The organism is Cellulosilyticum sp. WCF-2, from assembly GCF_003990395.1.
Classification (GTDB): domain Bacteria; phylum Bacillota; class Clostridia; order Lachnospirales; family Cellulosilyticaceae; genus Cellulosilyticum; species Cellulosilyticum lentocellum.
Genome location: NZ_CP034675.1, coordinates 3,917,154 through 3,929,392 on the forward strand (window position 1 = coordinate 3,917,154; position 12,239 = coordinate 3,929,392).

The 12,239-nt window shown below is 34.1% G+C and carries 9 protein-coding genes and 1 tRNA gene; 3 read left to right on the forward strand and 7 right to left on the reverse strand.

Annotation, left to right across the window (positions count from 1 at the left end; translation table 11 throughout):
- Positions 1-22 precede the first annotated feature (22 nt).
- A complete protein-coding gene (locus tag EKH84_RS17720) occupies positions 23-1,006 on the reverse strand; it encodes a LacI family DNA-binding transcriptional regulator (protein ID WP_330547620.1) in 984 nt (327 codons plus the stop codon).
- Between the two features lie 300 nt (positions 1,007-1,306).
- Here EKH84_RS17720 and EKH84_RS17725 point away from each other — a divergent pair, with 300 nt between their 5' ends.
- From EKH84_RS17725 to EKH84_RS17735, 3 genes are all read left to right on the forward strand, one after another.
- Complete coding sequence (locus tag EKH84_RS17725; RefSeq protein WP_127067336.1) at positions 1,307-2,470, forward strand: galactokinase; 1,164 nt, start codon at positions 1,307-1,309, stop codon at positions 2,468-2,470.
- 70 nt (positions 2,471-2,540) lie between these two features.
- The gene (galE, locus tag EKH84_RS17730; protein ID WP_013657945.1) at positions 2,541-3,533 is read left to right on the forward strand and encodes a UDP-glucose 4-epimerase GalE; all 993 of its coding nucleotides are present in this window, start codon (positions 2,541-2,543) and stop codon (positions 3,531-3,533) included.
- 3 nt (positions 3,534-3,536) lie between these two features.
- On the forward strand, positions 3,537-5,009 hold the full coding sequence (locus EKH84_RS17735; protein ID WP_127067337.1) for a UDP-glucose--hexose-1-phosphate uridylyltransferase: 1,473 nt from the start codon (positions 3,537-3,539) through the stop codon (positions 5,007-5,009).
- Positions 5,010-5,505: 496 nt separating this feature from the next.
- Here the strand turns inward: EKH84_RS17735 and EKH84_RS17740 are convergent, their stop codons facing one another.
- From EKH84_RS17740 to EKH84_RS17765, 6 genes are all read right to left on the reverse strand, one after another.
- Positions 5,506-6,339: an undecaprenyl-diphosphate phosphatase gene (locus EKH84_RS17740; protein WP_127067338.1), complete on the reverse strand. Its 834-nt coding sequence runs from the start codon at positions 6,337-6,339 to the stop codon at positions 5,506-5,508.
- 212 nt (positions 6,340-6,551) lie between these two features.
- Positions 6,552-6,626, reverse strand: a tRNA-Pro gene (locus EKH84_RS17745).
- A gap of 209 nt (positions 6,627-6,835) precedes the next feature.
- Positions 6,836-8,383, reverse strand: a complete 1,548-nt coding sequence (locus EKH84_RS17750; RefSeq protein ID WP_127067339.1) for an alpha-amylase family glycosyl hydrolase — start codon at positions 8,381-8,383, stop codon at positions 6,836-6,838.
- Positions 8,384-8,390: 7 nt separating this feature from the next.
- The gene (locus EKH84_RS17755) at positions 8,391-9,254 is read right to left on the reverse strand and encodes a sugar ABC transporter permease (protein WP_013657949.1); all 864 of its coding nucleotides are present in this window, start codon (positions 9,252-9,254) and stop codon (positions 8,391-8,393) included.
- A complete protein-coding gene (locus EKH84_RS17760) occupies positions 9,251-10,642 on the reverse strand; it encodes a carbohydrate ABC transporter permease (RefSeq protein WP_127067340.1) in 1,392 nt (463 codons plus the stop codon). The genes EKH84_RS17755 and EKH84_RS17760 overlap by 4 nt, the downstream gene beginning before the upstream one ends.
- A 115-nt stretch (positions 10,643-10,757) precedes the next feature.
- The gene (locus EKH84_RS17765; protein WP_127067341.1) at positions 10,758-12,068 is read right to left on the reverse strand and encodes an extracellular solute-binding protein; all 1,311 of its coding nucleotides are present in this window, start codon (positions 12,066-12,068) and stop codon (positions 10,758-10,760) included.
- Positions 12,069-12,239 lie beyond the last annotated feature (171 nt).

Genomic DNA, 12,239 nt, shown 5'->3' on the forward strand with positions numbered 1-12,239 from the left:
AATATTATATAACTTTTAACTTTTATTGACTACAGCAACTTTCTCTTACTATAAGCTTAGTTGGAATAAGAATTTTTTTAGGTAACACTCTTTGACTCCTAACTCTTTCTTGCAATGTTTCTACTGCTGTTTTTCCCATAAACTCCGTATGCACTTTAATAGTAGTTAAAGCTGGCATCAAAAACTGAGAAGAATAAATATCATCAAATCCTATTAAGCTAATGTCTTTTCCTACTTCCATTCCTGCTTCTGCAACCGCTTTATACGCACCTATGGCCATTGGATCACTGGCTACAAAGTAAGCCGTTGGATGAGCCGGGTTTTCAAGACTTTTTTTCATTAATAAGTAACCATCTTCAGGTGTAAATCTTCCCTTATAAATAAAGGCTTCATTTAAATTTCCTTGTTCCTTCATAAACTGAATATACGTTGCTTCTCTTTCATCCATTAAAGGTTCTATACTTCCTCCAACAAACTCTTCTCCACCAATGTAACCGATAGTACTATGCTTCATTTCTACTAGATAGGATAGGGCTTTCCAAACACCTTTTCTATAATCAGTCATAACTGCATCATATTTTTCATCATCAGGTGATGAATCTACAAAAGTAATAGGAATACTGTACGCTTCTAATCTTTCTATTTCTTCTTCTCCAAACTTTCCAATAGCAATAATCCCATCTAAACCCCTTATATCTGAATCCTTTTCATACGGTGCTATTCTTCTAAAGCTTATCTGCTCTTCATCGCACTTTTTTTCTACCGCTAATCTAAGAGCAAGATAATAAGGATCTGTTAATTCTTGATTATGTGTATACCACTGAGCAATACCTATACTCAGTTGACGTTTTTCTTTCTTCTTATGATGCGTCGTATATTGCATAGCTTCTGCTGTTTCAAAAATTCTTTGTTTCGTTTCTTCTGACACATTAAGCGTCGTATCTAAATTAAGTACTCTAGAAACAGTCGCAATAGATACCCCTGCCTTTTCCGCTACTTCTTTCATAGTTGCCACTATTATTTCCTCCTTTTACTACCGTTTTACTACTTATTTTATTTCACTTTTCTATATCATCTAAGACACCTACTGTTAGGTTACTTTCATCAATAACTATTGCTTATCATGATAATCCTGTAACAACTGTGTCTATTAACGTTTTATTGTCTCTTTTATTTTATTATAGTATGACTGTATGTACTTATCAACCTAAACAAGTAAAATAATTATAATATTTTAGTAAAACAACTTGATTTATTTTACTAAAATATTATAATGAAACTAACTTAATCAATAGGAGGTATTTTTATGTCACTAGAACAAGCTATACAAAAGTTTAAGGATTTATTCCAAGAAACACCTACTGCTACGTTTTTTGCACCCGGCCGCGTTAATTTAATCGGAGAACATATCGACTATAATGGCGGCCTTGTTTTTCCTTGTGCTATTTCTCAAGGTACCTACGCTTTTGTAAGCAAACGTGAGGATAACTTATTTCAAGCTTACTCCATGAACTTTGAATCTTTAGGTCTTGTTTCCTTTAGTTTAGATGATTTAAGCTTCAATCCTAAACATGAATGGTGTAATTACATAAAAGGCGTACTTGAAACCTTGCAAGAACAAAATCATGAGATTACTTGTGGATTAAATCTAGTTGTTTTAGGTACACTCCCTAATGGTTCTGGACTCTCTTCTTCAGCTTCTCTCGAAGTGCTTATGTGTAAACTTTGCTCTGATCTTTATGAACTGAACCTTGATCCTGTTCAAATGGCTCTCATTGGCAAGTACGTTGAAAATCATTATATTGGTGTTAACAGTGGTATTATGGATCAATTTGCTATTGCTTTAGGCGAAAAAAATAAAGCACTACTTTTAGATTGTGCCCTTCAAAAATATCAATACATTCCCCTTGAACTAGATGGTTACAAACTTATTATTATGAATACGAATAAGCGCCGCGAATTAGCGGACTCTAAATATAATGAACGTTTTGCTGAATGTCAAGAAGCCTTAGCTATTTTAAAGAAACATTATACAATAGAGCATCTTTGTGACTTACCTAGTCAGGAACTAGATCATATTAAGGGTTATTTACAAAATGATACGCTTTACAAGCGTGTAAAACATGTTATTACTGAAAATGAACGTGTTATCACCGCTCATAAAGTCCTTTTTGATAAGAATTTGAAGACCTTTGGTGAGCTTCTTACAGCTTCTCACGTTTCTTTAAAAGACGACTACTGTGTAACAGGTAAAGCTCTAGACACACTAGTAGAAGCTGCATTAAATGCAGGTGCTATAGGAGCCCGTATGACTGGTGCTGGTTTTGGTGGCTGTGCTATCAGTCTTGTTCCAGAAGAAAAGATTGATAGTTTTATCGAACAAGTCGGAAAACAATATCAAGAAGTAATGGGATACGCAGCTTCTTTTTACATTGCTACAGCTAATGCTGGTCCTATTCGTTTAGCTTAAATACGGTTTTCATTGTTTCTTGAATGCTTTATGCTAAAATAAAAACAGAAATAACCTAGGAGGTATGCATATGAAAATTTTAGTTGTTGGTGGTGCTGGTTATATTGGTTCTCACGCAGTTAAACAGCTCACAGAAAATCAAATTGATGTTATTGTTATAGATAGTCTTGAAACAGGTCATATCGAAAGTGTTCCTTCAAATGTCCCTTTTTACCAAGTTGATATTCGAAATAAATCAGCTGTTAAAGAGATTTTAGAAAAAGAAAAAGTAGATGGTGTCATCCACTTTGCTGCGAACTCTTTAGTGGGTGAATCGATGAGTAATCCGCTTAAATACTATAATAATAATGTAGGTGGCACTGAATCTCTTCTAGAAGCATTAGTAGAAACAGGTGTTAAGTATATAGTCTTTTCTTCCACTGCTGCTACCTATGGGGAGATTGCAACTATGCCTATTACAGAGGATATGACAACTTGCCCTACTAATACTTACGGTGAAACAAAGCTTGCTATTGAAAAGATGCTTAAATGGACTCATGGTGCTCATAACTTAAACTATGTATGCTTAAGATATTTCAATGTAGCAGGAGCCGATTTTAGTGGCACTATTGGAGAAGCTCATACAACTGAGACTCACCTTATTCCTCTCATTCTTCAAGTTCCTCTAGGACAAAGATCTCATATTACTGTATTTGGTCAAGATTATCCAACTGAAGATGGTACTTGCATCAGAGATTATATTCATGTAACAGATTTAGTAAATGCTCATATTTTAGCCCTTAAATATCTTATGAACGGCGGCGAAAGTAATATCTTTAATCTAGGTAGCAATAGTGGCTACTCTGTCCTTGAAATGATCGAAGCTGCTCGCAAAGTAACAGGCCATCCTATTCCTATGCAAATTGGTGAACGTCGCGTAGGTGATCCTGCTCTTCTCATTGCTTCTTCTGAAAAAGCAAAACGTGTTTTAGGATGGGAACCTCAATATACCGCTATTGAAGAAATTATTGCTTCTGCTTGGAAATGGCATCAAGCCCATCCACATGGCTATAAGGAGGTATAATCTATGTCATCTCTTTGCGACCTTATTAATCGGCTCATTACCATTGCTATAGAAAATACTTTAATCACCAAACGTGATGCTATTTATGTACGTAATCGTATTATGGCACTTTATAAGGTAACTGAATATACTGTTCCCTCTGAGAAGTGTTCCTTAAACTTCTATGAAACTTTAGATGCTCTCGCTGATATAGCTGTTAATAATGGATTCATCGAAGATACCTTAGCCGAAAAAGATATCTTTACTAGTACGATTATGAATGTTTTTTTACCTTCTCCTCAAGGAATTGAAAACGATTTCTGGAAGGCCTATGAACATAGCCCAACATCAGCGACTTCTTATTTTTATCAATTAAGCCAGAATTCAAACTATATTAAAATGAATCGTATTGCTAAAAATGTTGAGTTTAGGACATCTTCTCCTTATGGGTCTTTAGATATCACTATTAATCTTTCCAAACCTGAAAAGGACCCAAAGGAAATTGCTAGATTAAAAAATGTACCAGCAAGTCACTATCCAAGTTGTTTGCTCTGCATTGAGAATGAAGGGTATGCAGGTACTTTGTCACATCCCGATCGTGCTAATCATCGCACTATAGCCCTTCATCTTAACAATAAAGATTGGATGCTTCAATACTCACCTTATCTTTATTATAACGAACATTGTATTTTACTTTCTCAAACTCATGAACCTATGTCTTTAACTAAAAACAGCTTCTATAATCTATTAGATTTCGTTAAGCTATTTCCTCATTATTTTATTGGTTCAAATGCTGATTTACCTATTGTAGGAGGCTCCATTTTATCTCATGAGCACTATCAAGGTGGTTGTTATGAATTCCCTATTAATCGTGCTACAACACTCGAAACTTTTACACTTAATACTTACCCTTGTGTTACTGCTGAAATACTCAACTGGCCTCTTACTACTATTAAACTCTCAAGCCCTCAATTAGAAGATGTCGCTGAATGCACAAACTATATTTATGAAACTTGGAAGACTTATTCGGATGCTGAAGTAAATATTTTAGCTGAAACAGATGGTACTAGACATAATACCATTACACCGATTGCAAAAAAAACTAGGGAAAATTATGTGATGTATGTTGTACTACGCAACAACCGTACATCAGATGAACATCCTCTAGGTATCTTCCACCCTCATGCTGATGTACATCATATTAAAAAAGAAAATATCGGTTTAATTGAAGTCATGGGGCTTGCCATTTTACCTGGACGTCTTCTTAACGAACTAGAAGAAGTTAAGGCATACATACAAGGCCAAGAAGTAGAGGTTAAACCCTATCATCTTCCTTGGGCTGAGGAACTAAAAGCACTTTACGACGGCAGTGAAATCAATGCATTTATACAAGCTGCCTTAGGTAAGAAGTTCACTCGTGTATTAGAAGACGCTGGTGTTTTTAAATTAAATCAAGAGGGACTTACTCATTTTAGAAAGTTTATTCATACTCTGTAACATCTCCCTTTAATTAATAATAATGTTTTAATCAGCTCAAGATAGTTAAGAAACTTTCTTGAGCTGTTTTTTATATTTCTATTAAGAATTTAATCAGCTCGCTACATATATAGAGATATAAAACAAAGTTATAAGCTTACGTCTCCCCCTAATATCCTATCAGTCCTATTCATACGGATAACTCTTCTCGGGGCAGTATTTATAAGCTTTATCTATTTTACAAGTTTTTCACAAAAAAGTTTAAATTCAGAGTCTTAAGGTCTTAGTCTCCTAGCTTAGGGTGCACGGCCAAGACTTTAGGAGCTCCTCACTCATTGATTTAGCTTTCATAACCTACTACCTTCCTCAAAAAGTTCATTAAAATGCTGATGAGCCACTGTTATGTCTTTTTAGCCATTGTAATAGGTGATATAATTAAATACATGAGCCTGATTGTAAAAAATGCCATGCATAGGATTTAAATATCTATGCATGACATTTTTTTGTTTATATTTTACTATCCTAAAAAATTAATTCCTAAGGTAATGATTCCAACCACCAATGTATAATAAGCAAACACTTTATATTTATCTGTTTTAACCAACCAATCAATCATCTTAATTGAAAGATAACCTACTATTGCTGCCACTACAAAACCAATTACCATTGGTAAGATTTCAACAGGCACGGAAGTTTCCATTGCTTCTTTTATTTCTACTAGACAGCCTCCTAAAATAGCCGGAATACCTAAAATAAATGAAAATTTAACTGCAAAGTCTTTAGAGAATCCTGCAATTAATGAACTCCCAATAGTTGATCCTGAACGAGATATTCCAGGAAATAGTGCTATCCCTTGAAATAGACCTATAAAGAGAGCATTGCCATAACTCATTTCTCTAACAGTCTTTTTACCATTGTCCTTTCGATCTGAAATAAATAAAATGGCAGAAGTATATAAAAAGCAAAAGCCTAATAAAAGCAAACCACCCTTTGCTACAATGCTATCATATACCGACTTAAATGGATACAAAATAACTAGCGGAAGTGTTGCTACAATGAGCATCACAATCATCTTACGTTCATCATTCATTTGTTTTAAAGTAAACTTTAAAGTAAAAATATCTTTTAGCATACTTAATGCTTCTTTAATAAGAGCCCATATCGTCTCACGAAAGGCCACAAAAATAGCTACTAAAGTTCCTAAATGCAAAAGTGCCATAATAAAGCCTGAGCTCTCAGCTTCTACCTTACTAAAATGCTGAAACAAAGCTAAATGCCCTGAACTTGAAACAGGTAAAAACTCTGTAATTCCTTGTAATACTCCTTGAATAATCGCTTCAAAAATAGACATATTCATTCTCTCCTAACTTCTTTTCCCATGCTACATAGCCTATACTATTATAATCTACCTTTAGTACCCTAACTAGTCACTTCACCTTACAATTACCTAACAATAATGTTAGCTTCTTTATATTAGGAACTAAAAATATAATCATTTTTATATAGCAATTCTTAACTAGCAAAAAGACCAGTTAAGTCATAATAACTTAACTGGTCTTAGCATCGGGGTGACAGGACTCGAACCTGCGGCCTCCTGAACCCAAATCAGGCGCTCTAGCCAAACTGAGCCACACCCCGACAATAACTTGTCTCTTTTTCAGTCGACTTCATCATTATACCTAAACCCTTTTTATATGTCAAGTGATTTTATTCCTTTTATTAAGTATTTTTCCCTTTTTACTTCATATTAAAAAGCTACAAGATTAAGTCGTTCTCATCCTAGCTCATAACATTTAAGCTAGGATGAGAAAAGCCTTAAAACTTGTAGCTTTTGTATAACTCTCCCTTTATTTTAAGATTACTGTAGACATAGGTGGCAATGTTATTTCACTACCTTTTAATGTTGCTTTTTCATTGCCTGTTAGTAAGGAATCTTGAATTTTACTATAGTCATACGTACTCGTATCTAACGTTATCGTTTTAGTTTGATCTCCTAGATTATGAATAATAATAACTTTAGAATCGTTATAAATAGTTGTGTACGCACCCATTTGCTTATCTTCTAATTCTATAGGCTCTATTCTACCTCTTGCAATCTCAGGATTTTGTTGTCTTATATGTAGTGCTTTTTTATAAAAAGCAAACAAGCTATCTTTTTCCTTTTCTTGCTCTTTAACACCTTTTTCTATAGTAGGTATATTGTCACTTTCAGGAATAGGAGTAGTCATTTCCTCGTCTGACTCTGTTGACCATACCATAGGTGCTCGTTTATTAGCATCATGTCCTGAACCTAACATACCAATTTCTTCTCCATAATAAGTAAAACTATTACCTGGCATCATCAAATACATACTAGCAGCCATTTTCTGTTTGATGTTGTCTTTACCAATGACCCCAAAATAACGGTCTGTATCATGATTGGATAAGAAATTAGCATCAATATAATTAGCTTTCACCTTACTAATACGCTCTTGCCATTTATACAGACTTTGAACAAAGTCTGCACCAGCCCTACCTCTTAAGTTAGAAGTAATGCGTCCATCAGCTTTTGCAAACATAAAGTTAAAATAACTATCAATATCTGTCTCATAAAAGGTCTCAATCATACTACCACTACTAAATACTTCTCCTACCATGTAAACTTCAGGATTAATGGTTTGACAGTATTTATAAAATTCCTTTAAAAAGTTAATACTCTTTGCTTGATCAAAACAATAATGTCTAACCGCATCTAGCCTAAAACCTGCTACACCCTTATCCAACCAATACTTAGCGATGTTATTGATTTCAGTTACAACTTCTTTATTTTCCAAATTAAGTGCAGCCATATTATCTGTAAAGGCATACTCATACATATAATTACCAATTCCAGCTGAATGGTAGCCCCCTTCATCGTCTAGGCTATTTTTTTCTTCTTCATTTTGTACAAAGGAGTAATAGTCTGCATATTTCCCCGGTTTGCCTGCTTTAACCTCATCCAAAGCCTTTAAATACCAAGGATGTTTGGTAGATGTATGATTAACAACCAAATCTAAGATTACATTTATTCCTCTCTTGTTACATTCTTCCATTAAACGATCAAAATCCTCCATCGTTCCAAAAGTAGAATCTACGGCCATGTAATCCTCTACATTATATTTGTGAGTCGTATCCGATGGCATAATAGGTGTAAGCCAAATACCATCAATACCTAAATCCACTAGATAATCTAGTTTTGAGGTTACACCATTTAAATCTCCTATACCATCTCCATTACTATCACAAAAGGAGTACACAAAAATCTCATAGTAATTTCTATATTTATCCTGAATAAGTGGTTCTTCTTTTGCATGACTGCAACCACCTATTAAGCATATAATCATCACAAGTATGATAAAAGACCATCTTTTTTTCATGCTTCACCTATCCTTTAACGGCTCCTCCAGTAATACCACTTACATAGTATTTTTGTAAGTATGTAAATAAAAGTACAATAGGAATAGCGATACATACACAACCAGCGGCGAACATAGTAAAATATGGATCCATATTATCTTTTTTACTAACCATTGTAAATAAACCAATAGCTACTGTGTATTTTTCATAATTATCACCCATGATGAATTTAGCAAAAATGAAATCCATCCAAGGGGTAATGAAGGCTTGAAGTGCTGTACTTACTAAGATTGGTTTTGAAAGAGGTATAACAATCTTGGTAAATACTTGTGCTTTAGTAGCACCATCTAACATAGCAGCTTCATCTACTTCTCTGGAAATGGTATCAAAGAAACCTTTTGCTATGTAGAAAGTAATACCTGCACCAGCTGAGTATACTAATACTAAAGCCGTTAAACTTTGAGTAAGATTAATTGCTTTTAAGATGTAGTATACTGCTATCATGGACATAAATCCCGGAAACATACCTATGATTAATGCAAAATTCATATAAGCTTTTCTAAGTTTAAAACGCAATCTAGACATAACATATGCCGTTGACACATTAATAAAGGTACTTAAAATACATGAAATTACTGCAACAATAAAAGTATTCATAAACCATTTTCCAAATGGAAATGTGGTATTAGTGAACAAATTAATGTAATTATTAATAGTAAAGCCTCTAGGAATAATATAATTGACAAAAGCACCTCGCTCTTCTCTAAAAGAGGTAAGGATAATCCATACAATAGGTATTATCCATATAATGCTTAAGATTGTTAATATAGCATACACTGCTGTGTTACTAATTTTGTTTTTGGCTTGCATACCCATTTTATTTTTGCTCATTGGAAATCCTCCTCCTGCTTATTAGATGATGTAAAGCGGAAAGCGATCAAGGCAAATATTGCTGATAATACAAAGACTGCAATACCAATAGTCGATGCTCTACTATAATCTTTTCTATCAGCTGTTAATCTATAGAGCCATGTAACCAAGAGATCTGTCTTTCCTGCGAAGTAATAATCTGTCGTCATAGGCTCTCCTTTTGTAAGGAAGTAAATAAGATTAAAGTTATTTATATTACCAATAAATTGTGTGATTAAATAAGGTGCTGTTACGAAAACAACATATGGCATTGTAATTTTTGTAAATGCTTTCAACTTGGATGCTCCATCAATCTCAGCAGCTTCATATAAATCATTAGGGATATTCATTAATATACCTGTAGTTACTAGCATTGTGTAAGGAATACCTACCCACAAGTTAACAGTAAGAACAGATATACGTGCTAATGTTGGATCCGTCAAAAAAGGAACAGCTTTAGAAGTTAATCCTAAATTCTGTAAAGCAACATTAATAACCCCATAATCATTAAGCATTTGTCTCATGATTAATAAAGAAATAAACTGTGGAATGGCCATTGTTATAACAAATATTGTACGCCACATTTTCTTAAGTTTAATTCCCTTTTTATTAATCATAAGTGCCAAGACAATACCAAAGAAATAATTAGAGAAGGTTGCAACAACTGCCCATACTAATGTCCAACCTAGAACTGGTCCAAAAGTTGCACCAAATTTCGAACCTTGGTTAAGCATTTCACCAAAGTTTGCAAGTCCTACCCAAGTAAATAATTGTCCTGGTGGTTGGTGATCCATATCATAGTTAGTAAATGCTATTAAAATCATATAGCAAAGTGGTAGTACTGTAAACACCATGATACCAATAACAGGAAGTGTCATTAAGGTTACATGGAAACGTTTATCAAATAACTCTTTTATTTCTTGCTTCAATGTTGGTACAGGTTTGCCTGCTTCAATCAACTTTTGTAATTTATAAGCGCTATAAACATTACTTACATAAAGTAATATAAATACAAGGATAATAGCTAATGTTGCTACGCCATAAATTAAGAACAACATGGAGTTATCTCCTGGTACTGTTCTATTAATTTTAATAACTTCATCATATACCTGTGTTTGTGCTTGGGTTCCTAATGTTGTAAATCCTATTAATTTATCTACACCTATAGCAACCATATAATAGATAAATGCTATTTCTGCTATTAAATAAATGATTCCTTTTAAAAATTGTTTTCTAGCAATATTTGCACTTCCCATGATCAGGAAGGAAAGCTTAGTTAATGCATCTCCTTTTGCAAATACTGAGAAGATATTGGTACTTTGTTTCTTGGGTCTTTGATTTTTAGTTTTTTCAACTGCTACTTCACTCATACAAGCTCCTCCATTCAGTCAGTATTAGAATAATATGCATATATAACAATATTTGCTGCAACTAAAGTCGCAACAAATATTGTTTACTCATATCATTTAGTTTTAAGCAATCCTATTATTGAAGGATATCACTTACAAGGCTATCAAGTTTAGCTTGCATATCAGCTGCTTGAATGTTACCATCAAATGCATCTTTTGTGAATGCACCTGTTGGAGTCCAGAAGTTACTCATTTTAGGAACAGATGGCATTGCTACACCGAATTCAAGTTGAGCAAGTGTTGCTGCTACTGTTGCATCTGAAGTAACTTTTTCATTTGAAGCTGCTGTTTTATTTGTTGGAAGAAGTTGTCTCATTTCAAATCTCTTAATTTGATTTTCTTCATTTGTTAAGAAGTCTGCAAGTGTCATTGCTGCAACTGGATATTGTGTATTAGATTTTACACAATATAATTTGTATCCAGCAAATGATTTCATTTGTTTGTCAGCAGATCCTGTGTTGATTGTTGGTAATTTAGCCACACCATAACGATCACCTAAGAATTTTTTGTAATCAGCTGCTTTCCATGGTCCACCTACATATGCACCTAATTTACCAGCTTCGAATTGAGTACCAGCAGCAGCGTCATCTAATGCTGCAGCACCTTTAGCTTTTAATCCAGCAATGAAGTTAGCCATTTCTAAACCACCAGCATTGTTGAATGTACAAACTGTTTCATCTGCACCTGTTTCACCAAATAATTGGCAATCATTTGTTAAGAAGAATGCTCCTGAGAAGTACGCATTACCCATATCAAAACCAAATTTTGTTACACCATCTGGTACTTGTGCATCAAGAATAGTGTTAAGAGATGCTACATCTTCTGCTTTAAAGATTGATGTATCATAGTATAAGAAGTATGTTTCTGAAGCACTTGGATAACCATAGATTTTTCCATCATATGTAGCTGCAGTAATAGCACCTTCTGAATCATTATCTGTTACATTTTTAGCAAAAAGAGTATTTTCATAAATAGCTCCTGATTGAACAAGTGATCCAAGTTGGTCATGAGCGATTGAGAAAACGTCAGCTGCAGCATCTAAGTCTTTTTGAACTTCGTCTTTAGCTGTATCTTCGCCATTTACACGTAAAGTGATTTCAATGTTTTTGTCAGCATATTTTGTTTTAAAAGCATCTGCCATTTGTGTTAACATTTCTTGGTCATCTGCTGCACCCCAAAGAGTAAGTTTTGCGCCATCTTCTGGTTGTGGTACTTCAGCTTCAGCTGGTGTTTCTGCTGGTGCTTCTGATGGTGCTACTGATTCAGCTGGTGTTTCTGCTGGTGCTGGTGATTCTGATGTTGGTGTTGTTTTATTACAACCAACCATTGATACACTCATTGCACCGATTAATGCCATACTCATTGCAAGTGATAATTTTTTACTCATAAATATCCCCCTTATTTTGGACTTTCGCCCATTTAAATAATTAATTACTTCATCTATATCAAACTCTTATAACTATATATAAGCCATAAGAACTTTGATCATAACTTATACTGATTTTACCTTTAAATTATTATGATACGGTATCGTTCCCAAGGTTATGTGCTTTTTTCT

Bases quoted from the DNA above. Each gene is read 5' to 3' on its own strand.
- EKH84_RS17720 (WP_330547620.1), bottom strand. From the start codon at position 1,006: ATGAAAGAAGTAGCGGAAAAGGCAGGGGTATCTATTGCGACTGTTTCT.
- EKH84_RS17725 (WP_127067336.1), top strand. From the start codon at position 1,307: ATGTCACTAGAACAAGCTATACAAAAGTTTAAGGATTTATTCCAAGAA.
- galE (WP_013657945.1), top strand. From the start codon at position 2,541: ATGAAAATTTTAGTTGTTGGTGGTGCTGGTTATATTGGTTCTCACGCA.
- EKH84_RS17735 (WP_127067337.1), top strand. From the start codon at position 3,537: ATGTCATCTCTTTGCGACCTTATTAATCGGCTCATTACCATTGCTATA.
- EKH84_RS17740 (WP_127067338.1), bottom strand. From the start codon at position 6,339: ATGTCTATTTTTGAAGCGATTATTCAAGGAGTATTACAAGGAATTACA.
- EKH84_RS17750 (WP_127067339.1), bottom strand. From the start codon at position 8,383: ATGAAAAAAAGATGGTCTTTTATCATACTTGTGATGATTATATGCTTA.
- EKH84_RS17755 (WP_013657949.1), bottom strand. From the start codon at position 9,254: ATGAGCAAAAATAAAATGGGTATGCAAGCCAAAAACAAAATTAGTAAC.
- EKH84_RS17760 (WP_127067340.1), bottom strand. From the start codon at position 10,642: ATGAGTGAAGTAGCAGTTGAAAAAACTAAAAATCAAAGACCCAAGAAA.
- EKH84_RS17765 (WP_127067341.1), bottom strand. From the start codon at position 12,068: ATGAGTAAAAAATTATCACTTGCAATGAGTATGGCATTAATCGGTGCA.